The organism is Micromonospora sp. NPDC048909 (assembly GCF_040649635.1).
In the GTDB taxonomy this organism is placed as follows: Bacteria; Actinomycetota; Actinomycetes; order Mycobacteriales; family Micromonosporaceae; genus Micromonospora.
Map to the genome: position 1 here is coordinate 383,320 of NZ_JBEZFU010000004.1, position 23,488 is coordinate 406,807.

The window sequence follows — 23,488 nt, forward strand, 5'->3', positions numbered from 1 at the left end:
TACTAGGAGCAATGCCGGTCCAGTAAATTTTGCCCGGAATGGTCACAGACCGGTAACTTGCCCCCGGCTGGGGTCAAATGCACCTCACCATCGTCAGTAAGGCCCGGTCCGGGGCCGGTGGGACGAACGCAGCGAGGAGGCGGCATGACCGAGCTGTGGAACTGGAGAATCGACCAGGTACGACCCGTGGCGGTCTACCCGGCGTTGGCGGAGGCACTCGGTCGGGTGGTGATGCCGTTGGCAGTCGCCGACCCCGCGCGGCTGCCCACGTACGCGGTGATCTGCGACGTCTGGCAGGCGCCGGGCGAGTTCGCCACGATCGTGGACTGCTACGGGGTGCCCGACCGGCTCTCCGAGCACGCCAGCATCGCCGGGCTGGCCCGGCTGCTGGACCGCAACTGCCTGCTACGCGACGACACCCTCGACGCCGGCCGGCACCTGCTGGTCACCCCGGACGGGACGATCCGCCCGGTGCACTTCGACGTCCAGGAGACCGACGACGGCGAGGTGCTCAGCAACCAGCGGCTCTGCACCGAGGCCGACCCCGGGTGCCGGGGCTGGTCCCAGTGTCACCGCTCGCGGTGGGCCCCCGACACCGTCGCCCCGGTGCTCGCGGCGGCCTGACCGTCCCGTGGCGCGGCCCCGCCGCGCACCACGAGCTGGTCGAGCAGGGTCCGGGTGGCCTCCGCCACGGCGGCCACCGCCGCGTCGAAGGCGGCGGCGTTGTGCGCGGCGGGCGCCCGGAAGCCTGAGATCTTCCGGACGTACTGCAGCGCCGCCGCCTCGACGTCGGCGTCGGTCACCTGCGGGGTGTACGGCTCACGCAGGGTCTTGATGCTCCGGCACACGGCTCCTCCTCGGTTCTGGTCCATCCGGTGGGCCCGGATACGCTGTCCTCGTCATGACTACCGCAGCGGCGGGCAGCCCGCGCACCTACGAGGTGCGGACGTACGGCTGCCAGATGAACGTGCACGACTCCGAGCGCATCTCCGGGCTGCTGGAGCAGGCCGGCTACGTCCGCGCGCCCGAGGCCGACGAGCAACCCGACGTGGTGGTGTTCAACACCTGCGCGGTCCGGGAGAACGCCGACAACCGGCTCTACGGCAACCTCGGTCATCTGCGCCCGGTCAAGGACAAGCACCCCGGGATGCAGATCGCAGTCGGCGGCTGCCTGGCCCAGAAGGACCGCGGCGACATCGTCCGCAAGGCGCCCTGGGTCGACGTGGTCTTCGGCACGCACAACATCGGCTCGCTGCCGGTGCTGCTGGAGCGGGCCCGGCACAACACCGCGGCCGAGGTGGAGATCCTGGAGTCCCTCGACGTCTTCCCGTCGACGCTGCCGACCCGCCGCGAGTCGACGTACGCCGGCTGGGTGTCGATCTCGGTGGGCTGCAACAACACCTGCACGTTCTGCATCGTGCCCTCCCTGCGCGGCAAGGAGAAGGACCGCCGCCCCGGCGACGTCCTGTCCGAGGTCCGCGCGCTGGTCGACGAGGGCGTGCTGGAGGTGACCCTGCTCGGGCAGAACGTCAACTCCTACGGCGTCGAGTTCGGCGATCGGCTCGCCTTCGGCAAGCTGCTGCGCGCCTGCGGCGACATCGACGGTCTGGAGCGAGTCCGGTTCACCAGCCCGCACCCGAAGGACTTCACCGACGACGTGATCGCCGCGATGGCCGAGACGCCGAACGTCTGCCACTCGCTGCACATGCCGCTCCAGTCCGGCTCCGACGACGTGCTGCGCGCCATGCGCCGGTCGTACCGGTCCGACCGCTACCTGGGGATCATCGAGAAGGTCCGGGCGGCGATGCCGGACGCGGCGATCACCACCGACATCATCGTCGGCTTCCCCGGCGAGACCGAGGCCGACTTCGAGCGCACCCTCGACGTGGTCCGCGAGGCCCGGTTCTCCTCGGCCTTCACGTTCCAGTACTCCAAGCGCCCCGGCACCCCGGCCGCCACGATGGACGGACAGCTGCCCAAGCAGGTGGTCCAGGAGCGCTACGAGCGGCTGATCGCCTGCGTCGAGGAGATCACCTGGGCGGAGAACAAGCGCCAGCTCGGGGAAACCGTCGAGGTGCTGGTCGCGGTCGGCGAGGGTCGCAAGGACGAGCGGACCGGTCGGCTCTCCGGCCGGGCCCGCGACGGCCGGCTGGTGCACTTCGCGACGGGCGCGCTCGCCGGGCAGATCCGCCCCGGCGACATCGTGCACACCACCGTCACCTACGCCGCCCCGCACCACCTCAACGCTGACGGTGAACCGCTGTCGCACCGGCGGACCCAGGCCGGCGACGCCGCCGAGGCCGGCCGCTCCCCGCGTACCCCGGGGGTGCTGCTCGGGCTGCCCGGGCTCGGCGCCCCGGCCGCCGCGCCGGCGGCCGACAGCGCCTGCGCCACGCGCTGATCCCGGCTGCCGGCCCGGCAGTCACGCTGGACGCACGGAAGCCCCGGTCCGCACGGACCGGGGCTTCCGACGTACGTCAGCTCAGCCGGACTGCTCGGCGAGCTGGAGGAACTGCCGCTTCGAGGCGAGCGCCTGCTCGGCCTCCCGGACCCGCCGGGCGTCACCGGCCGCCTGGGCGCGGGCCAGCCGCTCCTCGGCCTCGGCGACCTGAGCCCGCATCTGGGCCAGCAGCGGATTGTCGGCCGGGGTGGTCCGGCGCCAGGCCGAGTCCATCACCTCGCGGACCCGGTCGTCGATGACCCGCAGCCGCCGCTCCAGCCCGGCCGCCGCCTCACGCGGCACCCGACCGGCCTCATGCCACTGTGCCTGGATCTCCCGCAGCTTCGCCTGGGCGCCCTTGGGGTCGGCGTCCACGTCGAGCGCCTCCGCCTCGGCGAGCAGCGCCTGCTTGCGCTCCAGGTTGGCGCGCTGCTCGTTGTCGCGCGCCGAGAAGACCTCGCTGCGCCGGGTGAAGAACTCGTCCTGCGCGGCCCGGAACCGGTCCCACAGCTTCTGCTCGGCCTCCTTGGAGGCACGCGGCGCGGCCTTCCACTGAGTCATCAGGTCCTTGAGCTGGTTGGCGGTGGCCGCCCAGTCGGTGGATTCCTTCAGCTTCTCGGCCTCGGCGACCAGTTCCTCCTTCGCCGACTGCGCCTGCTTGCGCTGCGCGTCGAGGGAGGCGAAGTGGGCGCCCCTCCGGCGGGTGAAGCCGTCCCGGGCGGCGGCGAACCGCTTCCACAGCTCGCCGTCGGTCTTCTTGTCGACGCCGCGGATCGTCTTCCACTCGTCGAGGATCTCCTTGAGCCGGTCGCCGGCGGTCTTCCAGCCGGTCGACTCGGCGGCGAGCTTCTCGGCCTCCTCGACCAGGGCCGTCTTGCGGGCCAGCGCCTCGACGCGGGCCGCGTCCCGCGCCGCGCGGGCCTCCCCGGCCTTCTCCTCGGCCACGGTGGCGAGCTTGTCCAGCCGCGCCGCCAGCGCGTCGATGTCGCCCACCACGTGCGCCTCGGCGAGCGAGGCCCGGATCCGGCGGATCGTGGTCAGCGAGTGGCCGGCGTCAGCCGCACCGGAGTTGAGCCGGGCCTCGGTCAGGTCCACCTCGGTCACCAGGTCGGCGAAGCGGCGCGCGAAGTGTGCCAGCCCCTCCTCCGGTGCCCCTGCCTGCCAGGATCCGACCACCCGCTCACCCTCGGCGGTCTTGACGTACACGGTGCCGTCCGCGTCCACCCGTCCGAAGGCAGTCCAGTCGCTCATGTGCCCATCCTCGTTCTCCCGGCGTCGGAAGAGCAGTCTCCCGATCACCGCCACAGCGCAGCCAAGTTTCTCCCGGCATTGTCACAGGTCCGACCCGGTCCCCGTCGAGCGCCTATCGCCGACCGTGACCATACGGTGTCCTAGCGCCCGGATGACCGGATCGGCGCGGAGACTCACCGGGAAGTCCGGCTACGGTGATCGGGTGCCACTGGTCGCCGCCGCTGTCTGCCCGCATCCGCCCCTGCTCGTGCCCGAGGTGGCCGGCGCCGTCGCGCCCGAACTGGACGAGCTCCGCGCCGCCTGCGACAGCGCCGTCGCCGCGCTGCTCGCCCACCGGCCGGACGCCGTGGTGCTGATCGGTGACGGGCCCGTCACCGGCTGGATCGGCCCGCCGGCCACCGGTTCACTGCAACCCTGGGGCGTCGACCTGGCCGTACCGCTCGACCCGACGCTGCCCGACCGCGGCTCGGTGCTGCCGCTGAGCCTGACCATCGGCGCCTGGCTGCTGACCCGCCACGACCCGCGACCGCCGGTGGCCGCGGTCCAGGTCGCCGCCGACGCCGGGCCGGCGCTGCTACGCGACCTCGCCGGGCAGGTGCACGACCACAGCCCACGGGTCGGGCTGCTGGTGCTCGGCGACTCCTCGGCCTGCCGGGGCGAGAAGTCACCCGGCTACCACGACCCGCGCGCCGAGCCGTACGACCGAGCGGTCGCCGCCGCCCTGGCCGGCGCCGACGCCGACGCGCTGCTCGGCCTGGACCCGGTGCTCTCGGCGCAGCTGCGGGTCGCCGGGCGGGCGCCCTGGCAGGTGCTGGCCGGCGCGGCCCGGGCTGCCGGCGGCGACTGGCGCGGCGAACTGCTCTACGACGCGGCCCCCTACGGCGTCGCCTACCTCGTCGCCAGCTGGACCCCGGCGTGACCGGGCCGACCGACCCCGGCGGCAGCCGCCCGCCGGTCGGGACCGTGGTCGCGGTGGTGGGGCCGACGGCGGCGGGCAAGTCCGCGCTGAGCATCGCGCTCGCGCACGCCCTCGACGGGGAGGTGGTCAACGCCGACTCGATGCAGCTCTACCGGGGGATGGACATCGGCACCGCCAAGCTCACCGCGGCCGAGCGGGACGGCGTGCCGCACCACCTGCTGGACATCTGGGCGGTGACCGAGCCGGCGAGCGTCGCCGAGTACCAGCGGCTGGCCCGCGCGGCGATCGACGACATCCTGGCCCGGGGTCGGGTGCCGCTGCTGGTCGGCGGCTCCGGGCTCTACGTCCGGGCGGTGCTGGAACGCTTCGAGTTCCCCGGCACCGACCCGGCGGTACGCGAACGGCTGGAACGGGAGCTGGCCGAGACGGGCCCGGCACCGCTCCACGCGCGGCTGCGGGAGGTCGACCCGTCCGCCGCCGCCGGCATCCTGCCCGGCAACGGTCGGCGGATCGTCCGGGCCCTGGAGGTGATCGAGCTGACCGGGCGGACGTTCACCGCCTCGCTGCCGGCGCCCACCCCGTACTACCCGTCGGTGCAGCTCGGCGTCGACCTGGACACCCCGCTGCTGGACGAGCGGATCGCCCGGCGGGTCGACCGGATGTGGGCCGACGGGCTGGTCGCCGAGACCCGGGAGCTGGTCGGCCACGGCCTGCCGGAGGGCCGCACGGCCAGCCGCGCGCTCGGCTACCAGCAGGTGCTGCGCGTTCTCGCCGGGGAGCTGACCGAAGCCGAGGCGCACGAGGAGACAATTCGCGCGACCCGCCGGTTCGTCCGCCGGCAGCGCTCCTGGTTCCGGCGTGACCCGCGCATCCACTGGCTCGACTCGGCCGCGCCCGACCTGATCGAGGCCGCCCTGCGGTTGGTGCCGGCCGCTGCGCGATGATGGGTACGTGGAGTTCACCAAGGGGCACGGCACCGGCAACGACTTCGTCGTGCTGCCCGATCCGGACAATCAGCTCGAGTTGACCCCGGGCCTGGTTGCCGGGCTCTGTGATCGGCGGCGCGGGATCGGCGCGGACGGCGTGCTGCGGGTGGTCCGGGCGGCGAAGCACCCGGACGGCGCCGGTCAGGCCGGCGAGGCCGAGTGGTTCATGGACTACTGGAACTCCGACGGCTCGTACGCCGAGATGTGCGGCAACGGTGCCCGGGTCTTCGTCCGCTACCTGCTCGACACCGGGCTGGCCACGTCGGACGGCGCGGTGCTGCCGGTGGCCACCCGGGCCGGCGTCGTGCGCGCGCGCGTCGAGGGGGAGGAGACCATCGCCGTCGAGATGCGCCGCCCCCGGCTGTACGACGCCTCCACGGCCATCCTGGGCGGGCTGACGCTGACCGGCACCGCGGTGGACGTCGGCAACCCGCACCTGGTCTGCTCGCTGCCCGCCGGGCTGGACCTGCCCGCGCTGGACCTCACCCGGGCGCCCGGCTTCGACCCGACTGTCTTCCCGGCCGGGGTGAACGTCGAATTCATCACTCCCGGCGACCCGGTCGACGGGGCCGACCGGCACGTGCTGATGCGGGTCTACGAGCGGGGCTCGGCCGAGACGCTCTCCTGCGGCACCGGTGCCTGCGCGGTGGCCGCGGTGGCCCTGCACGACGGCTCCCGGGACACCGGCGTGGTCGCGGTCGACGTCCCCGGCGGTCGTCTCACGGTCACCGTCACCCCGGATTCCTGCTGGCTGGCCGGCCCCGCCGTCCTGCTCGCCACCGGCGAGGTCATCCCCACCGCCCTCCTGCCCTGACCGGCCACCCTCCTGCCCTGACCCGGCCGCGCTGCGGATGACCCGGCCGCCCTGCGGATGATCGACTCTGTTACGCCGACCTGGCGGTGTCCCGGCCGCGCCGCGTGCCGCGATGTCGCCGACATGGCGGTGTCCCGGCCCGCCGCACACCGCGATGTCGCCGACCTGGCGGTGCCACGCCCGTCAGCCGGCGGCCCGCCGCCAACCTTCCCGCAGCCTTCGCTCTGCTGAAGCAGAGGCAACACCCGGCGTCCGCTATCCGGACACCGGGTGTTGCCGTGGCTGAAGCAGAGCAAAGCGTGTGACGGCCTTCCTCTCCCGGGCGGTGCCGGGTGGCTTGTGCCTTCCATTGGCGGCGCCGGGCGGGCCGTGCCGCCCGGCGGGAATGCCGGGCGGCTGGGGCGCCGGAACGGTCAGGGGGTCGCGGAGGCGCCGGCGGCGATCTCGGGGAGGTCGGCGGGGCCGGGGTCGGCGGCGGGGACCGGAGACGGGTTGTTGGCGGCGGCGCGGACCGCTGCCGCCACCGCCGGGGCGACCCGGGAGTCGAAGACGCTGGGCACGATCACCGTGGGGTTGATCTTTTCCTCGCCGACCACGTCCGCGATGGCCCGGGCCGCGGCGATCGCCATCTCCTCGGTGAACTCCTCGGCGTGCGCGTCCAGCATGCCGCGGAACACACCCGGGAAGGCCAACACGTTGTTGATCTGGTTGGGCTGGTCCGACCGGCCGGTGGCGACGACCGCGGCGTACTTGCGCGCCTCGCGCGGGTCGACCTCCGGGTCCGGGTTGGCCAGCGCGAACACGATCGCGTCCTTGGCCATCCTGGCGATGTCGTCACCGGTGAGCAGGTTCGGCGCGCTCACCCCGATGAAGACGTCTGCGCCGTCGATCGCTCCGGGCAGGTCGCCGGCGTAGTTCTCCCTGTTGGTGTTGTCGGCGAGCCACTGCCAGGCCGGGTTCAGGTCGGTCAGTCCGCGGTGCAGGGCGCCCTGCCGGTCGTACGCGATGATGTCGCCGACGCCCTGGCGCAGCAGCAGCTTCATGATCGCGGTGCCGGCCGCGCCGGCGCCGGAGACGACCACCCGGACGTCCGCGAGCTGCTTGCCCACCACCCGCAGCGCGTTGGTCAGCGCGGCCAGCACGCAGATCGCGGTTCCGTGCTGGTCGTCGTGGAAGACCGGGATGTCCAGGGCCTCGCGCAGCCGGGCCTCGATCTCGAAGCACCGCGGCGCGGCGATGTCCTCCAGGTTGATCCCGCCGTACGCCGGGGCGATCGCCTTGACGATGGCGACGATCTCGTCGGTGTCCTGGGTGTCGAGCACCACCGGCCAGGCGTCCACCCCGCCGAAGCGCTTGAACAGCGCGGCCTTGCCCTCCATCACCGGCAGCGACGCGGCGGGCCCGAGGTTGCCCAGGCCCAGCACCGCCGAGCCGTCGCTGACCACGGCGACGGTGTTGCGCTTGATGGTCAGCCGCCGGGCGTCCGCGGGGTTCTCCGCGATCGCCATGCAGACCCGGGCCACCCCGGGGGTGTACGCCCGGGACAGCTCGTCGCGGGTACGCAGCGCGACCTTCGGGGTGACCTCGATCTTGCCGCCCAGGTGCAGCAGGAAGGTCCGGTCGGAGACCTTGCGCACGTCCACGCCGTCGAGCGCGGTCAGCGCCTCGACGACCTGGTCGGCGTGCCCGGCGTCGGCGGTGTCGCAGGTGAGGTCGACGAGCACGTGCGTCGGGTCGGAGTCGACCACGTCCAGCGCGGTCACGATCGCCCCGGCCTCCCCGACGGAGGTGGTCAACCGCCCGATCGACGAGGCGTCCGCCGGTACGGCGATCCGGATCGTGATGGAGAATCCGGCACTCGGCAAGCGGGTGATGGCCACAGTTTTCCCTCCGTCAGCGCTGAGCGGCTCGACTCGCATTTCTACCCGCATGCCCAGCTCGACCGGCATCCGACCCCGCTACCGGTGGGTACGGCCACGGGCATATAGCAGGTGCGTCGGGCGTTGCTACATGTCAGGATTGCTCAGTACCCGGCAGAACGGACAGGAGAACAGCTTGCGAGACCAGGACACCGTCGTCGTTCCCTTCGAGGACGAGGAGCTCGACGCCACCACCGGCGAGTTCGAGCTGTCGGAGCGGCAGGCGCTGCGGCGGGTCCCCGGCCTCTCCACCGAGCTCACCGACGTCACCGAGGTGGAATACCGCCAGCTCCGGCTGGAGCGGGTGGTGCTCGTCGGCGTCTGGACCGACGGCAGCCAGCGCGACGCCGAGAACTCGCTCGTCGAGCTGGCCGCGCTGGCCGAGACCGCCGGCTCTCAGGTGCTCGAGGGGCTCATCCAGCGGCGCAACCGACCCGACCCGGCCACCTACATCGGTCGTGGCAAGGTCGACGACCTGGGCTCGGTGGTGCTCGCCACCGGCGCCGACACGGTCATCTGTGACGGTGAGCTCTCGCCGTCCCAGCTGCGCAACCTGGAGCAGCGCACCAAGGTCAAGGTCGTCGACCGGACGGCGCTGATCCTCGACATCTTCGCCCAGCATGCCAAGAGCAAGGAAGGCAAGGCGCAGGTCGAGCTGGCCCAGCTCGAATACCTGCTGCCCCGACTGCGCGGTTGGGGTGAGACGCTCTCCCGGCAGACCGGTGGTAGCGCCCGCGGCGGTGGCGCCGGCGGTGGCGTGGGTCTGCGTGGTCCCGGTGAGACCAAGCTGGAGACCGACCGACGCCGGATCCGCACCCGCATCTCCCGGCTGCGCCGCGAGATCAAGGGCATGCGGACCGTACGCCAGACGAAGCGCTCCCGTCGCTCCCGTAACGCGATCCCCGCGGTGGCCATCGCCGGCTACACCAACGCCGGCAAGTCCAGCCTGCTCAACCGGCTGACCGGCGCGGGCGTGCTGGTCGAGAACGCGCTCTTCGCCACCCTCGACCCGACCACCCGCCGGGCCACCGCGGCCGACGGGCGGCTCTACACCCTCTCCGACACGGTCGGGTTCGTCCGGCACCTGCCGCACCAGATCGTCGAGGCGTTCCGCTCGACGCTCGAGGAGGTCGCCGAAGCCGACCTGGTGGTGCACGTGGTCGACGGCACCCACCCGGATCCGGAGGAGCAGGTCCGGGCGGTGCACGAGGTGCTCGCCGAGGTGGGCGCCGACCGGCTGCCCGAGCTGCTGGTGGTCAACAAGACCGACGCGGCCGACGAGGAGACCCTGCTGCGGTTGAAGCGGCTCTGGCCGGACGCGATCTTCGCCTCGGCCCGTTCCGGACGCGGCATGGACGAGCTGCGGGCCGCCGTCGAGGCGCGGCTGCCGCAGCCGGCGGTGGAGGTCCGGGCGGTACTGCCCTACGACCGGGGCGATCTGGTGGCCCGGGTGCACCGGCACGGCGAGGTGCTCAGCACCTCCCACCTGCCCGAGGGCACCCGGCTGCACGTGCGGGTCAACGAGGCGCTCGCCGCCGAGCTGGCCCCGTACGAGGAGGGCCGCGCGGTCTCGGCCGGGGCGTGAGCCGTACCGGCGTCACCCGGTGGAAACCTGGGACATGCGACACTGGCGCAATGCGCCGCGCTGTTTCCTCGGTCACGGTCGCCCTCGGAATGCTCGGGGCGACCGTGGCGTTCACTGGAGCCGCACTGGCGGCACCCGCCCCGGCCGCCCCCGCCCCCGAGCCCGTACCGGGCAAGAAGCGGTGCACGATCGCCGACGAGCGACTGCGTGAGCTCTCCGGTCTGGTGGCGACGAAGAGCGGCTACATCGTCATCAACGACGGCACCGAGATCGAGGCTCGCAAGCGGGTCTTCTACCTCGACACCAAATGCAAGATCTCGAAGGACCCGGTCAGCTACTCCGGCGGGGGCCCGTTCGACACCGAGGACCTGGCGCTCTCCCCGGACGCCAAGACGCTCTGGATCGCCGACACCGGTGACAACGTCACGTCGAAGACCCGCCGCGAGCGGGTGGCGGTCTGGACCATGCCGGTCGCCGGCACCAAGCGGCCGGTGCTGCACCGCCTCTCCTACCCGGAGGGCAAGCCGCACGACGCCGAGGCGCTGCTGATCGGCGATGACAACAAGCCGCTGATCATCACGAAGGTGACCTCCGGCAAGGCCGAGATCTACCGCCCGTCGGGCGCGCTCAAGAACGGCGACACCGACCCGGTGCCAATGGCCAAGGTCGGCGAGATCACGCTGCCCAAGACGCAGACGGAGAATCCGCTCAACACCTTCGGCCGGGTCGCGATCACCGGGGCCACCAGGTCGCCCGACGGCGGCAAGGTGGTCCTGCGGACCTACGCCGACGCCTTCGAGTACGACGTCGCCGGCGGTGACATCGTCGGGGCGCTCACCACCGGCAAGCCTCGGGTGACGCCGCTGACCGACCCGTTCGGCGAGGCGATCAGCTACTCGACCGACGGGAAGACCTTCCTCACCGTCTCCGACGGCGGGCAGTTCACCGAGGAAGACCCGGTCGACATCCTCAGCTACACCCCCTCCACCACCGGCGCGGTGCCGGTCGCCGACGAGTCGGCCGCCAAGTCGGCTGCCGGCCCGTCCTGGTTCAGCAGCCTCAGCCTGACCGACCTCACCTATCTGATCGCCGCTGTCGGCGCGGTCGGCGCGCTGCTGGTCGGCGCCGGCATCGTCGGCATCCTGCGGGCCCGGCGCAAGCCGGCCCCCGACGAGGGGCCCGGTGGCTCGGAGCGCGACGACGACCTGCCCGGTGGCCGGGCGGACGACGACCGGGGCGCCCGTGGCGGGGTCTACGGCGGCGCCCCCGCGGGCGGCGGGGTCTACGGCGGCGGCCCGGGCCGCGGCCCTGCGGAGCCGGCCGGTGGTGGCGTCTACGGCGGCGGTCGACCGGCCGGCGGCTCAGGTGGCGGTGGTCGACCGGCCGGCGGCTCAGGTGGCGGTGGTCGACCGGCCGGCGGCTCAAGCGGCGTCTACGGCGGTGCCCGTCCGGCCGGCGGCGGTGGCGTCTACGGCGGTGGGGGTTCCGGCGGGGGCCGCCCGCCCGCTGGCGGGCGACCCGGCAGCGGCGTCTACGGCGGTCAGCCCGGCGGCGGGCAACCGCCTCGAGGTGGCGGCTACGGCGGCGGTCGCGCGGAGCCGCCCCGGCGTGGTGGGCCCGATCCGGACTACCGGGGTCAGCGTGGTGGGCGCCGGCGCGACGACGGGGATCCCTACGACCAGTACCCCGGTGGCGGTCGCGCCTACCGCGGCGACCGTTACTGAGCCTCGCCCGACCGCTGGACGGCATGGCAACGGGTGAGCGCCTGCTCGGCGGTCACCCGTTGCGGCGTCAGATCCGGCGCAGTACCGCGACGACCCGGCCCATGATGGTGGCGTCGTCGCCGGGGATCGGGTCGAAGGCCGGGTTCTGCGGCATCAGCCAGACGTGCCCGTCGCGACGGCGGTAGGTCTTGACGGTCGCCTCACCGTCGAGCATGGCGGCCACGATGTCGCCGGCCTCGGCGGTCGGCTGCTGGCGGACCACCACCCAGTCGCCGTCGCAGATCGCCGCGTCGAGCATCGAGTCGCCCTTGACCTGGAGCATGAAGACCTCGCCCTCGCCGACCAACTCGCGGGGCAGCGGGAAGATGTCCTCCACCGCCTGCTCGGCGAGGATCGGCCCACCGGCGGCGATCCGGCCCAGCATCGGCACGTAGGCCGGGGTGGGGCGCTGGGCGCGGGTCAGCTCGTCGTCGACGATGTCGCTGGGGGCGCGGACGTCGACCGCCCGGGGGCGGTTGGGGTCGCGCCGCAGGAAGCCCTTCTTCTCCAGCTCCTTGAGCTGGTAGGCGACGCTGGACGGCGAGACCAGGCCGACCGCCTCGCCGATCTCCCGGACGCTCGGCGGGTAGCCGTGCCGCTCCACCCAGGTGCGGATGAACTCCAGGATCCGCCGCTGCCGGGCGGTCAGGTCGACCGACGCGGGGTCGGGGAAGGCGCTGACCACCGGAGTGACCGGGCGCACGGCGGGCTGGCCCGTCCGGCTGCGCGCGGCGCTCCGGCGCCGAGTGGCCGGTGGACCCGCCTCGGCGATCTGCTGCGGGTTCTTCGGCCGGCTGGCCCGGTCCTCGGTCACGTCCGTCCTCCCTGGTCGGCGCTGGGTGCCTTGGCGGCTCGTGGTGCGTGCGGCGGTGCGGTTGTGCATGATGGTGCGCTGTCGGGGTGGTGCGGTGGCCGGTGCGGTGAGATCCGCCGCGACCGGTTGTTCTTGACCGTATAGGTGAGATCGGTCATTTTCAAACATCTGTACGACGTCTCACCGGCGTGTCGCGCCGAAAACCGTTCCCCTCGTACGCCTGTTCTGATAGATGATACGTCGGTTGGTACGTGTGTTCGAAGCTTCGCCGCTCCGATCGGCCGCTCCGCCGGACGGTCGGGTGGGCTCGACCGGCCGGACGGTAACCCCGAGAGGGTCCGCCCATTGGGCTTCCCGGCGGGTCGGTCACCGAGGCGCGGCCGGGTCGGGCGGGGCGGATCGGCCGAGGTGCCGGGTGACGCGCCGGACACGCCGGCCAACTTGACCGGGGTCCCTCGGCGACATACGGTCGACCCCTAGATGTAGTAGTCACATGGGCGTAAGTTGCCTATAGGTTGGGTCCGACTACCGACCGCACTCCCGTACAGTCGCACGGCGGGCGGCCATTCGACGATGGCGCCGCCGTGGCCGATCGCGTCCGGGAGTGCCCGGTGCGGCCGCAGTCGATCAAGGAGGTCAGCGATGCGGTGTCCGTACTGCCGGCACGCCGACTCCCGGGTGGTCGACTCGCGGGAGGCCGACGACGGCCAGCTCATCCGGCGGCGACGGTCCTGCCCGGAGTGCGGCAAGCGGTTCACCACGGTGGAGGAGGCCGTCCTCGCGGTGGTCAAGCGCAGCGGGGTGACCGAGCCGTTCAGCCGGACGAAGATCATCGGCGGGGTGCGCAAGGCGTGCCAGGGCCGGCCGGTGGACGACGACTCGCTCGCGCTGCTCGCACAGCGCGTCGAGGAGACCGTGCGGGCCAAGGGCGCCGCCGAGATCCCCAGCCACGAGGTGGGGCTGGCGATCCTGGGCCCGCTGCGTGACCTGGACGAGATCGCCTATCTGCGGTTCGCCAGTGTCTACCGGTCCTTCGACTCGCTCGCCGACTTCGAGCGCGAGATCGAGACGCTGCGGGCCGCGGCCCGCGCCCGGGAGAGCAACGGGGCCGACGCGGTCGAGGCCGCCGGCCGTACCAGCTGATTTTTTGCGAGTTACTGACAGTCGGATCGCGCGGCAGGCGGCCGTGTGGACGAGGGGGCGGATGAGATGCCGGGGGATGGTGTGACAGCGAGCAGGTCACGGAGCAAGGCTGGCGCGGGCCTCAAGATCGAGCGGGTCTGGACGACGGAGGGGGTCCACCCGTACGACGAGGTCAGCTGGGAGCGCCGGGACGTCGTCATGACGAACTGGCGGGACGGCTCGATCAACTTCGAGCAGCGCGGGGTGGAGTTCCCCGAGTCGTGGAGCGTCAACGCGGCGAACATCGTGACCACCAAGTACTTCCGGGGCGCGGTGGGGACCCCGGAGCGGGAGTGGTCGCTCAAGCAGCTGATCGACCGGGTGGTCACCACCTACCGGACCGCCGGTGAGGAGTACGGCTACTTCGCCAACCCGGCGGACGCCGAGGTCTTCGCCCACGAGCTGACCTGGATGCTGCTCAACCAGGTGTTCAGCTTCAACTCGCCGGTCTGGTTCAACGTGGGCACGCCGTCGCCGCAGCAGGTCAGCGCGTGCTTCATCCTCGCGGTCGACGACTCGATGGACTCGATCCTCGACTGGTACAAGGAGGAGGGGCTGATCTTCAAGGGCGGCTCCGGCTCCGGGGTCAACCTGTCCCGGATCCGTTCCTCCAAGGAGCTGCTCTCCTCCGGCGGCACCGCCTCCGGCCCGGTGAGCTTCATGCGTGGCGCCGACGCCTCGGCCGGCACCATCAAGTCCGGTGGCGCCACCCGGCGGGCGGCCAAGATGGTCATCCTCGACGTGGACCACCCGGACATCGAGGAGTTCGTGGTCACCAAGGCGCGCGAGGAGGACAAGATCCGCGCCCTGCGTGACGCCGGGTTCGACATGGACCTCGGCGGCTCCGACATCGTCAGCGTGCAGTACCAGAACGCCAACAACTCGGTGCGGGTCTCCGACGAGTTCATGACCGCGGTGGAGAACGGCGGCGGCTTCGACCTGCGTGGCCGGCTGGACGGCTCGGTCATCAACACCATCGACGCCAAGAAGCTGTTCCGCACCATCTCCCAGGCCGCCTGGGAGTGCGCCGACCCCGGCCTGCAGTACGACGACACGATCAACGACTGGCACACCTGCCCGGAGACCGGGCGGATCACCGCGTCCAACCCGTGCTCCGAGTACCTGCACCTGGACAACTCCTCGTGCAACCTGGCCTCGCTGAACCTGATGAAGTTCCTCCGCGCCGACGGCAGCTTCGAGGTGGAGAAGTTCGTCAAGTCGGTCGAGTTCGTCATCACCGCGATGGACATCTCGATCTGCTTCGCCGACTTCCCGACCGAGAAGATCGGTGAGACCAGCCGGGCCTACCGGCAGCTCGGCATCGGCTACGCCAACCTCGGCGCGCTGCTGATGGCCTCCGGCATGCCGTACGACTCGGAGCAGGGCCGCTCGGTCGCCGCGGCGATCACCTCGCTGATGACCGGCACCGCCTACCGCCGCTCCGCCGAGCTGGCCGGCGTCGTCGGTCCGTACGACGGCTACGCCCGCAACGCGGAGCCGCACAAGCGGGTCATGCGCAAGCACGCCGCCGCCAACGACGAGATCAAGCCGGCCGGCACGGTGGCCACCGCGATCGTCCGCGAGGCCACCAAGCAGTGGACCCAGGGCAACAAGATCGGCGACAAGAACGGCTGGCGCAACTCGCAGGCCAGCGTCCTCGCGCCGACCGGCACCATCGGCTTCATGATGGACTGCGACACGACCGGCGTGGAGCCGGACCTGGCGCTGGTCAAGTTCAAGAAGCTGGTCGGTGGCGGGTCGATGCAGATCGTCAACCAGACCGTTCCGCGCGCGCTGCGCAGCCTCGGCTACCCCGAGGAGCAGGTCGAGGCGATCGTCGAGCACATCGCCGACCACGGCCACGTGGTGGACGCCCCCGGCCTCAAGCCGGAGCACTACCCGGTCTTCGACTGCGCGATGGGCGAGCGTTCCATCGCCCCGATGGGCCACGTGCGGATGATGGCGGCGATCCAGCCGTTCGTCTCCGGCGCCATCTCCAAGACGGTCAACATGCCGGAGGCGGCCACCGTCGAGGACGTCGAGAAGATCTACTTCGAGGGCTGGAAGCTCGGCCTCAAGGCGCTGGCGATCTACCGGGACAACTGCAAGGTCGGCCAGCCGCTCTCGGTGGCCAAGTCCAACAAGGCCACCGAGCCGGCCGCCGTCGAGGCCGCCCCGGCCGCCCCGGCCGCGGTGGAGAAGGTCGTCGAGTACCGGCCGGTGCGCAAGCGGCTGCCGAAGAAGCGCCCGTCGGAGACGGTCTCCTTCTCCGTCGGCGGCGCCGAGGGCTACCTCACCGCGTCGTCCTACCCGGACGACGGCCTCGGCGAGGTCTTCCTCAAGATGTCCAAGCAGGGCTCCACCCTCGCCGGGGTCATGGACGCCTTCTCGGTGGCCATCTCGATCGGCCTCCAGTACGGCGTTCCGCTGGAGACGTACGTCAGCAAGTTCACCAACATGCGCTTCGAGCCGGCCGGTATGACCGACGACCCGGACGTGCGGATGGCCGCCTCGGTGATGGACTACATCTTCCGTCGGCTGGCGCTGGACTTCCTGCCCTACGAGCGCCGTGCGGAGCTGGGCATCTTCACCGCCAGCGAGCGGGCCGCCCAGCTGCGGGCCGAGGCCGAGGCGGAGAGCGCCGCGGTGACCGGTGCCGAGCTCACCGCGATGGCGTCGTCCGCTCCGGTCGAGACCAAGCCGGAGGAGCCGAAGACCGGCCCGGTCGCCCAGCCGGCCAAGGAGACCGTCGACATCGTCGCTGCCAAGCCGGCGCCGTCGGTCGGTTCCAGCACCGAACTGCTCGAGGCCGTGATCGGCAAGGCCGCCGACGCGCCGCTCTGCTTCACCTGCGGTACGAAGATGCGCCCGGCCGGCAGCTGCTACGTCTGCGAGGGCTGCGGCTCCACCAGCGGCTGCAGCTGAAACCGAGCCGTATTGCCTTCAATGCAACGCGGAATTCGTCGATGACGACGGCCGACGGCTGGTGATCCGTGATCATGACGGTTGCGGAGCCAGCCGGCGGCTGAAAGACAGCGACCGCCCGAACCTGTAGGGGTAAGGGCGGTCGCTGCGGCAGAGACGTGGTGGTCGCTGCGCGTCAGAACCAGCATGACACCACATCTCAGGCCGCAGATCAAACTGCGGAGGAGGTGGTGGAACATGACCAAGAACAATCGGCAGACTGGTGCAAAAGCTGCTTCGGCGGCGAGCAAGGTGCTAGCTAACCCGAAGTCGTCCAAGGCGGACAAGACGGCGGCTGCTAGCGCGCTGTCGCAGACTCCGTCGAAGTCAGGTAAGCGCAAGTAGCTCCCGAGCTGCCCAGGTCCTACAGCCTGGGCACTCATTGCTCTTGCCGAGGACTTGCCCGCCGCGATTCTTGATGGTCTCCTCGGTGTGCACATCACTACAGCCGAGAGGTGGGCCAGACTCGCCCGGCGTGACTGGGCCGACTATCTCCAAGCCCGAGCCGCGGATGCGGCTACCAGACCTGACCGGTGAAGGCGGCTCGCGCAGGCCGCGGCCTTGCCGATTGGCGGAGAGCACGGCATCATCACTGCATGATCAAGAGAATCGAACCCAGCACTCCTCGGTGAGCGCCCTTGAGGTCCGGATGGACCGAGTATTGGGCTCTGGCCCGTTTCGCGAAGTCGGTGTACCCCGGGTCGCTGTGAGCACGCCGGATGGACGCCTAGTCGTTGTCGGCGGCGTTTTCGATCGGCCTCAGTGGCATGGTCGCGACGTCTCAAGCCGGCCACGCCGGCAACCAGGCTGGTACCCACTGGCCGTGTACGAATCCGGCAACCTCAGCCTGCTGCACCTCAGTACGACCCGTTGGCCGGCGAACGCGATCGCCTGCCACCCGACGCTGCCGCTGGCGGCCATCGGCACAGGGGCCTACGACGGTGGGTGGTCCTATGAGGGCGAGCTTCTGCTTCTTAACCTCACCACGGGCGTCACCATGTCTCTGCTCGAACATCCGCGCGAGGTACGGCGGATCGTGTGGCGCGATTCGCAAACACTCGACATGGTTCTGGCGATTCCCTGTGACGAAGATGAGGAGCGATTCGGGACCACGTCCCTGGCTTGCTCGATCCGTCGTGACGACTGGGACCACGCAACCGAGAAGATGCTGCGGATGCCGTACGGGGAGACCCCGGTTCCCGACGAACCACGGACCGACCCGGCCAGCGCAGCGGCCGTCATCGAGAAGTTTTGCGATGACCGCGGCTTGCGTTGGGTAGTGCGGCGCGGGGTTTGGGCGGTGGATTCGCTACCCGACGGTCGGATCGTGGCCGCGCTTGAGGGTGTCCGCCTGGAGTGCTGGTCCCCGACGATCGAGGAGCCCTTGTGGCAGCTTCCGGTGGATGGTGTGGGATGCCAGGTCAAGGTTCTACCGGATGAGCGGACGGCGCTGGCACTGACGCAAACGCCGCCCCGGTTCGAGAGCCGGCGGTGGACGCTCGATCCGAGTGTCCTAGCGGAGATCGACATAGACAAGGGCGCGGTCAAGACGCTCCGTGAACTGCAGTTCCCTGCTGTGGTGGTGTCGCGTTCCGATGGCCGATGGGCAATACGAGACACCGAGCACAACACGCGGGTAGGGGCAGGCAGGGCCTTTGTCTGTTCCTCCACGGACGTGGACCCGGCAGCCATCGAGCTCGGGCGATACGACCTTTTTAACCACTTCTTCGACGTCCGGTATGCGCCTGACCTGTTATTTCTTCAAGGCCGGAAGGACGAATCCTGGCGAGGGAAGTGGGTGGTCTCGGTCGATGCGCAAGACGGCTCCATACGACGCCTGTTCCCGCTCGAATGGGACAAGTCGCGGAATGGTCATCTGTTCGGCGGCTGCGGTGCTTACCTCACCGGTCAGTCCGGGCCCGCCCTTGTGCATACCGGGCAAGTCCATGACCGGGCGGGACTGCTGCGTGGGAACGCTTTCGTGGTCCGCCGTGCCTATCCGACCGGTGAGCTGCAATGGGTCTTCAAGGCAGACCACCAGGCCACCGCGCTGGACGCTGACGGCGATTTCGTCTACGTCGCGTTCAACTCGGGGGAACTGGTGATCCTGCGTGCTGAGGACGGGTCTGTGCAAGACCGGCAGCACCTCCAGGTAGACGGCCACCCGGTTGTCCCGCTCTCCATGGTCCGGTTGAGTGACGGCCGCCTTGCGGTCGGCACTTTGGACGGTCGGATACTCGTCTGCGCTGTCACCGCCTCGCCGAACGTGGGCGACAACGGCGAATAGCGCACGCTTCAGATACTGGTACTGCGCCAGTACGTACGCGCAGCGTCTGCTGCGAAGCGGTTGAACACCAGTGACCGCCCGACCCGGTACCGGGTCGGGCGGTCACTGGTATCCGCGGACTCCCGGCTTACTGGTTGGCGCGCTCGGCGGCGCGTACGGCGTTGCGGAACAGCATCGCGACGGTGGTCGGCCCGACCCCGCCGACCCGGGGGGTGATGGCGCCGGCGACCTCGGCGCAGGCCTCGTCCACGTCCGGCAGGAGGCGTCGCCCGTCGTAGCGGACGCCGGCGCCGATGACGACGGAACCCGGCTTGACGTGCTCGGGTCGGACGATGCCGGGTACGCCGGCGGCGGCGACGAGGATGTCGGCGCGGCGGGTGTAGCGCGGCCAGTCGGGGACGCCGGTGTGTACGACGGTGACGGCAGCGTTCGCGGTCGGGCGCTTCTGCGACAGCAGCATCGCCAGCGGCCGCCCGAGGGTGGCGCCGCGGCCGAGGATGACGACCTCACGGCCGGCCACGGGGATGTCGTAGTACGCCAGCAGCGCTTCGATGCCGGCGGGGGTGCACGGCAGCGGGCCGGGCACGCCGACGGCGAGCCGGCCCATGTTGAGCGGGTGCATGCCGTCGACGTCCTTGTCCGGGTCGATGGTCTGCAACGCCGCGTCGTAGTCCAGGTGCGCCGGTACGGGGTACTGCACGAGCAGCCCGTGCACGGCGGGGTCCGCGTTGAAGCGGGCGATGGCCCGGTGCAGGTCGTCCTGGGTGGCGGTGGCGGGCAGGTGCTCGTGCGGGGAGGCGAACCCGAGGGCGGTGGCCTGGCGCTGCTTGATGCCGACGTAGCGCGCGCTGGCGTCGTCGTCACCGACGAGGATGGTGGCCAGGCTCGGGATGATTCCGCGGCTGGCCAGGCGGGCGGCAGCGGCGGAGGTCTCGGCCAGGACGGCCTCGGCGACGGGCGCGCCGGGCAGCAGCCGGGCCGGACCCGACGTGGTGATCTCGGTGGATGCGCTGGTCATCTGGGTAGGGACTCCTCGGCGCGGGCGCCCAGGCGGTCGACGCCCGCGAGAGGCTCCCCGATGGTTCCACCATCCCTGTGCCGCCAGTCGCCGGTAGCTCGATGATGCCGTATCACCAGGGCGGACGGGTGCGCCGGGGTCAGGGCTGGGCGAAGAGCGGGCCGTAGTTCGACCGGAACATCTTCTCGTCGAGGGCGCAGGGCCCGGTGGGAGCTGCGTCACGGACCTGGGACAGCGGCCGGGATCGGTTGCGAGGATCGGAGGATGACGACCGCCGATGCGTACGTCGAGTTCGCCACCCGGGAGACGCGGGACGTCTCACCCTCGTACGAGCGTCTGTCGCTCGCGGTGTCCCGTGACCGCGAGCTGCTGGACCTGCTCGACGAGCTGCCGCCGGCCAAGCGGCAGCCGAACCTGCTCTTCGGCGTCGTACGGCTGCTCGGCGGCCCGCTCGACGACCCGGCCGCCTTCCACGACCACGTGGTGGCGAACTGGCCGGCGATCGCGGCGCAGATGCGGGTGCGGGCCACCCAGACGAACGAGGCCGGGCGGTGCGCCGTGCTGCTGCCGGCGCTCGCCGCGCTGCCGCAGCCGCTCGCCCTGTTGGAGGTCGGCGCGTCCGCCGGGCTCTGCCTCTACCCCGACCGGTACGCCTACCGCTACGGCGAGCGTCAGGTCGGCGCGGGCGAGCCGGTGCTCGACTGCGCCGCGGTCGGGGTGCCGGTGCCGGCCGCGCGGCCCGAGGTGGTGTGGCGGGCCGGTCTGGACCTGAACCCGCTCGACGTGACCGACCCGGCCGACATCGCCTGGCTGGACGCCCTGATCTGGCCGGAACAGACCCACCGCCGGGCCCGGCTGCGCGCCGCGGCCGCCGTCGCCGCGGCCGAGCCACCGCGGCTGGTCCGCGGTGACCTGGTGGACGACCTGCCGGCGCTGGCCGCTCAGGCGCCGGCCGACGCGACGCTCGTGGTGTTCCACACCTCGGTGCTCTACCAGGTGCCCCAGCCACGGCGCGACGCGTTCGTCGAGCTGGTACGCGCACTGCCCGGCCATTGGCTCGCGAACGAGGCGCCGGAGGTGCTGCCCCACGCCTCGCTGCCGGCGTCGCCCGGCGAGGCGATGCACAACGTGCTCGCGCTGGACGGGACGCCGCTCGCCTGGACCCGGGGGCACGGGCAGGCGATGGTCTGGATGGGGTGACGAGGCTCCGGCGTCGGCGCCGAGCCGCCCGCGCGGACCCGAGGGAAGCGGCGGCCGGTCGAGCGGAGGCTCATCGTCACCGGAGTGGGACAGAGCGTGGCATCGATCATCAGTAGGCTCGGGCTCCCGAGGGCCCGACCCTGGTGAGGTGTTCATGGCGAAGCCGTCGTTCCCGCGTCCCACGCCGCGTCTTGTGGCCGCGTTCCTGCCGCCGCTGCTCTGGGGGCTGGTCGTCGGCTACTGGACGCCGCGCGGGCCGGGCACGGGTTTCGAGGCCGTCGCGTCGGTCGCGGTCAGCCTCGCCGTCGGCCTGGTGGCCGGCTGGCTGAGCCGGTCGCGCTGGGCGATGCTCGCCGGGCCCGTGCTCTTCGCGGTGGCGGTGGAACTGGTGCGGATCCGGCTGCGTGGTCCGACCGTGGACGCCCCGCACCTGAGCGGCTTCGGTGTCGCCGCGCTGCTGCTCGGACGGGGCCTGCACGGCCTGTTCACGCTGCTGCCGCTGCTGGTCGGCGCGACCTACGGGGCCGGCCTCGCCCGGCGCGCGACCCGGGCCGGGCGCCGGGCGACCCGGACCGCCGCCGGCCGATCGGCTGTCGCCGGCGAACCCGCCGCCGCCCAGGAACCAACCACTGCGCCGCGCCGGCCGGGGTGGGTGTGGCTGCGCCGGGGTGCGACGGGCCTGCTGGCGGCGGTGGTCCTGCTGGTGGCGGTGGTGGCGGCGCTGCCGGCCCGCACCGACCGGATCGACGGTGGCATCGCCGAGCTGAGCACCATGGACACCGGGTCCCGCTCGCTGGGGTTGATGCTGCGCGGGGCCGACCCGGCCGCACCGGTGCTGCTCTTCGTGCCCGGCGGGCCGGGCTCGTCGGAGATCGGCGCGATGCGTCGGCACCTCGCCGCGCTGGAGCAGCGGTTCGTGGTGGCCACCCTGGATCGGCGGGGGGCGGCGAAATCGTGGGACACCTTCGCACCGTCGTCGTCGTTCACCCTGGACAGTGAGGTCGCCGATCTCGTCGCCGTGGTCGAGCGGCTACGGACGCGCTTCCGGCAGGAGAAGATCTACCTGGTGGCGCACTCCGGTGGCTCGCTGGTCGGGGTCACCGCCGTGCAGCGCCACCCCGAGCTGTTTCACGCCTACGTCGGCGTGGGGCAGGCGGTCGACCTGCGCGAAGCCGACCGCCGCCAGCACGCCGACACCGTCGCCTGGGCCCGCCGCACCGGCCGTGACGGCCTCGCCGATCAGCTCACCGAGCTGGGCCCGCCGCCCTACGACCGGATGTACGCCTACGAGGCGCTGCTCGCCAACGAAGCGGGCGCCTTCGACTACGACCGGCCGGGCGCCGGGACGTCGGGGATCGTCGACGTCCCGGAGTACACGCTGCTGGAGCAGGTGCACGCGCTCGTCGGGCCGCTGGACGGGTTCGACGCGCTCTACCCGAAGCTGCAGGACGTGGACCTCCGGCGCCAGGTGCGCCAGCTCCAGGTGCCGGTCTGGCTGGTCGACGGCGCCCACGAGGTGCCCGGCCGGCTGGCGCTGCTCCAGGAGTGGTACGACCAGCTCCAGGCGCCCCGCAAGGAGCGGGTGGTCCTCGACGGGGCCGGCCACCGGTCACTCTTCGAGCGACCCGGCCCGTTCGCCGACCTGCTGGCCCGGGTCGTCACCGAGACCAGCGGCGTCGGCGTCTGAGCCGCCGCCGGCCAGGGCGCGTCCGCGATCGGGGCGTGGCGCCTCAGCCCACCGCGCGCTCGTGGCGGAGCAGCACCACGCCGTTGTCGAAGACCCGGCTCTCGGCCAGCCGCAGCTGCGTCCGCTCGTCCCGGATGGGAAAGAGCGGGCGGCCCCGGCCGAGCAGCACCGGGTGCACGTAGGTCCGGTATTCGTCGACCAGGTCGTGCCGGGCGAAGGCGGCCAACAGCTCGGCGCCGCTGAGCGCCAGGTCACCGCCGGGCTGGGCCTTGAGCCGGTGCACCTCGTCGGGGTCGACCTCCCGGACGATGGTGGCGTTCCACTCGGCGCGATCGAGCGTGCGTGAGTAGACGATCTTCGGCATGTCGCGCCAGATGGCCGCGAACTCCTTCACCGGGGCCGGGCTGGACGGCTCCTGATCGGCGGTCGGCCAGAACGCGGCCATCAGCTCGTAGGTGGTCCGTCCGTTGAGGAAGGCGCCCATCGTGCGGAGTTCGGCGTTGAAGTGCTCGTGCAGCTCGTCGTCGACCTGGTGCCAGCTGATGTCACCGCCCGGCCCCTCGAAGTAGCCATCAAGCGAGACACTCATCTGGACGATGATCTTTCTCATCCCGGCCCCTTCCGCGGCGTCGATGGTCCCGGTCGAGCTTGCCCGGACC

Annotated in this window: 19 protein-coding genes and 1 riboswitch; of the genes, 13 read left to right on the forward strand and 6 right to left on the reverse strand. The window is 71.7% G+C overall.

All coding sequences use genetic code 11. The features are described from left to right. The first annotated feature begins 144 nt into the window (after positions 1–144). Positions 145–624 (forward strand): hypothetical protein, encoded by a 480-nt coding sequence (locus AB0C04_RS14000; RefSeq protein ID WP_357053178.1) that lies wholly within the window; start codon positions 145–147, stop codon positions 622–624. Here the strand turns inward: AB0C04_RS14000 and AB0C04_RS14005 are convergent. After that, complete coding sequence (locus tag AB0C04_RS14005; RefSeq protein WP_357053181.1) at positions 570–848, reverse strand: DUF2277 family protein; 279 nt, start codon at positions 846–848, stop codon at positions 570–572. The two genes, AB0C04_RS14000 and AB0C04_RS14005, sit on opposite strands and share 55 nt — an antisense overlap. Before the next feature lie 53 nt (positions 849–901). Here AB0C04_RS14005 and miaB point away from each other — a divergent pair, with 53 nt between their 5' ends. Continuing rightward, positions 902–2,401 (forward strand): tRNA (N6-isopentenyl adenosine(37)-C2)-methylthiotransferase MiaB, encoded by a 1,500-nt coding sequence (gene miaB / locus AB0C04_RS14010; RefSeq protein ID WP_357053184.1) that lies wholly within the window; start codon positions 902–904, stop codon positions 2,399–2,401. Positions 2,402–2,482: 81 nt separating this feature from the next. Here miaB and AB0C04_RS14015 read toward each other — a convergent pair whose 3' ends face one another. Then, positions 2,483–3,691 carry a DUF349 domain-containing protein gene (locus AB0C04_RS14015; protein WP_357053187.1) on the reverse strand — a complete coding sequence of 403 codons (1,209 nt, stop codon included), beginning with the start codon at positions 3,689–3,691 and terminating at the stop codon, positions 2,483–2,485. Positions 3,692–3,842: 151 nt separating this feature from the next. Here AB0C04_RS14015 and AB0C04_RS14020 point away from each other — a divergent pair, with 151 nt between their 5' ends. Genes AB0C04_RS14020 through dapF form a run of 3 tightly spaced genes read left to right on the forward strand, consistent with a single transcriptional unit; the run spans position 3,843 to position 6,410 of the window. Continuing rightward, positions 3,843–4,610: a hypothetical protein gene (locus AB0C04_RS14020; protein WP_357053190.1), complete on the forward strand. Its 768-nt coding sequence runs from the start codon at positions 3,843–3,845 to the stop codon at positions 4,608–4,610. Beyond that, positions 4,607–5,554 (forward strand): tRNA (adenosine(37)-N6)-dimethylallyltransferase MiaA, encoded by a 948-nt coding sequence (gene miaA / locus AB0C04_RS14025; RefSeq protein WP_357053193.1) that lies wholly within the window; start codon positions 4,607–4,609, stop codon positions 5,552–5,554. The genes AB0C04_RS14020 and miaA overlap by 4 nt, the downstream gene beginning before the upstream one ends. A gap of 7 nt (positions 5,555–5,561) precedes the next feature. Further along, entirely contained in the window at positions 5,562–6,410 is an 849-nt protein-coding gene (dapF, locus tag AB0C04_RS14030; RefSeq protein ID WP_357053196.1) for a diaminopimelate epimerase, read from the forward strand. Between the two features lie 413 nt (positions 6,411–6,823). Here dapF and AB0C04_RS14035 read toward each other — a convergent pair whose 3' ends face one another. Continuing rightward, positions 6,824–8,290, reverse strand: coding sequence for an NAD-dependent malic enzyme (locus AB0C04_RS14035; protein ID WP_357053199.1), 1,467 nt, complete (start codon positions 8,288–8,290; stop codon positions 6,824–6,826). Between the two features lie 175 nt (positions 8,291–8,465). Here AB0C04_RS14035 and hflX point away from each other — a divergent pair, with 175 nt between their 5' ends. Continuing rightward, on the forward strand, positions 8,466–9,914 hold the full coding sequence (gene hflX / locus AB0C04_RS14040; RefSeq protein WP_357053202.1) for a GTPase HflX: 1,449 nt from the start codon (positions 8,466–8,468) through the stop codon (positions 9,912–9,914). A gap of 50 nt (positions 9,915–9,964) precedes the next feature. Further along, on the forward strand, positions 9,965–11,638 hold the full coding sequence (locus tag AB0C04_RS14045) for a hypothetical protein (protein ID WP_357053205.1): 1,674 nt from the start codon (positions 9,965–9,967) through the stop codon (positions 11,636–11,638). Between the two features lie 67 nt (positions 11,639–11,705). Here the strand turns inward: AB0C04_RS14045 and lexA are convergent, their stop codons facing one another. Next, complete coding sequence (gene lexA / locus AB0C04_RS14050) at positions 11,706–12,491, reverse strand: transcriptional repressor LexA (RefSeq protein WP_357053208.1); 786 nt, start codon at positions 12,489–12,491, stop codon at positions 11,706–11,708. A 642-nt stretch (positions 12,492–13,133) separates the two neighbouring features. Here lexA and nrdR point away from each other — a divergent pair. The 4 genes from nrdR to AB0C04_RS14070 all read left to right on the forward strand — a co-directional run bounded on the left by nrdR (position 13,134) and on the right by AB0C04_RS14070 (position 18,924). Further along, positions 13,134–13,634 (forward strand): transcriptional regulator NrdR, encoded by a 501-nt coding sequence (gene nrdR, locus AB0C04_RS14055; protein ID WP_350869931.1) that lies wholly within the window; start codon positions 13,134–13,136, stop codon positions 13,632–13,634. A gap of 66 nt (positions 13,635–13,700) precedes the next feature. Beyond that, on the forward strand, positions 13,701–16,598 hold the full coding sequence (locus AB0C04_RS14060; protein ID WP_357053211.1) for a vitamin B12-dependent ribonucleotide reductase: 2,898 nt from the start codon (positions 13,701–13,703) through the stop codon (positions 16,596–16,598). 237 nt (positions 16,599–16,835) lie between these two features. Beyond that, entirely contained in the window at positions 16,836–16,982 is a 147-nt protein-coding gene (locus AB0C04_RS14065; RefSeq protein WP_357053214.1) for a hypothetical protein, read from the forward strand. 478 nt (positions 16,983–17,460) lie between these two features. Then, entirely contained in the window at positions 17,461–18,924 is a 1,464-nt protein-coding gene (locus AB0C04_RS14070) for a hypothetical protein (RefSeq protein WP_357053217.1), read from the forward strand. Between the two features lie 127 nt (positions 18,925–19,051). Here AB0C04_RS14070 and AB0C04_RS14075 read toward each other — a convergent pair whose 3' ends face one another. Continuing rightward, positions 19,052–19,942, reverse strand: coding sequence for a bifunctional 5,10-methylenetetrahydrofolate dehydrogenase/5,10-methenyltetrahydrofolate cyclohydrolase (locus AB0C04_RS14075; RefSeq protein ID WP_357053220.1), 891 nt, complete (start codon positions 19,940–19,942; stop codon positions 19,052–19,054). Positions 19,943–19,961: 19 nt separating this feature from the next. Further along, a riboswitch (ZMP/ZTP riboswitch) is annotated at positions 19,962–20,043 on the reverse strand. Between the two features lie 163 nt (positions 20,044–20,206). Between AB0C04_RS14075 and AB0C04_RS14080 the strand changes: the two genes are divergently transcribed. After that, complete coding sequence (locus tag AB0C04_RS14080; RefSeq protein ID WP_357053223.1) at positions 20,207–21,142, forward strand: DUF2332 domain-containing protein; 936 nt, start codon at positions 20,207–20,209, stop codon at positions 21,140–21,142. A gap of 154 nt (positions 21,143–21,296) precedes the next feature. Beyond that, positions 21,297–22,829, forward strand: coding sequence for an alpha/beta hydrolase (locus AB0C04_RS14085; RefSeq protein ID WP_357053732.1), 1,533 nt, complete (start codon positions 21,297–21,299; stop codon positions 22,827–22,829). A 43-nt stretch (positions 22,830–22,872) separates the two neighbouring features. On the opposite strand, the gene AB0C04_RS14090 is transcribed toward AB0C04_RS14085, so the two are convergent. Continuing rightward, a complete protein-coding gene (locus AB0C04_RS14090; protein WP_357053226.1) occupies positions 22,873–23,439 on the reverse strand; it encodes a dihydrofolate reductase family protein in 567 nt (188 codons plus the stop codon). Between the last annotated feature and the right edge of the window lie 49 nt (positions 23,440–23,488).

Coding starts and splice junctions, on each gene's coding strand:
- AB0C04_RS14000 (WP_357053178.1), top strand. CDS start 145: ATGACCGAGCTGTGGAACTGGAGAATCGACCAGGTACGACCCGTGGCG.
- miaB (WP_357053184.1), top strand. CDS start 902: ATGACTACCGCAGCGGCGGGCAGCCCGCGCACCTACGAGGTGCGGACG.
- AB0C04_RS14015 (WP_357053187.1), bottom strand. CDS start 3,691: ATGAGCGACTGGACTGCCTTCGGACGGGTGGACGCGGACGGCACCGTG.
- AB0C04_RS14020 (WP_357053190.1), top strand. CDS start 3,843: ATGACCGGATCGGCGCGGAGACTCACCGGGAAGTCCGGCTACGGTGAT.
- AB0C04_RS14045 (WP_357053205.1), top strand. CDS start 9,965: ATGCGCCGCGCTGTTTCCTCGGTCACGGTCGCCCTCGGAATGCTCGGG.
- nrdR (WP_350869931.1), top strand. CDS start 13,134: ATGCGGTGTCCGTACTGCCGGCACGCCGACTCCCGGGTGGTCGACTCG.
- AB0C04_RS14060 (WP_357053211.1), top strand. CDS start 13,701: ATGCCGGGGGATGGTGTGACAGCGAGCAGGTCACGGAGCAAGGCTGGC.
- AB0C04_RS14065 (WP_357053214.1), top strand. CDS start 16,836: ATGACCAAGAACAATCGGCAGACTGGTGCAAAAGCTGCTTCGGCGGCG.
- AB0C04_RS14075 (WP_357053220.1), bottom strand. CDS start 19,942: ATGACCAGCGCATCCACCGAGATCACCACGTCGGGTCCGGCCCGGCTG.
- AB0C04_RS14080 (WP_357053223.1), top strand. CDS start 20,207: ATGACGACCGCCGATGCGTACGTCGAGTTCGCCACCCGGGAGACGCGG.
- AB0C04_RS14085 (WP_357053732.1), top strand. CDS start 21,297: ATGGCGAAGCCGTCGTTCCCGCGTCCCACGCCGCGTCTTGTGGCCGCG.
- AB0C04_RS14090 (WP_357053226.1), bottom strand. CDS start 23,439: ATGAGAAAGATCATCGTCCAGATGAGTGTCTCGCTTGATGGCTACTTC.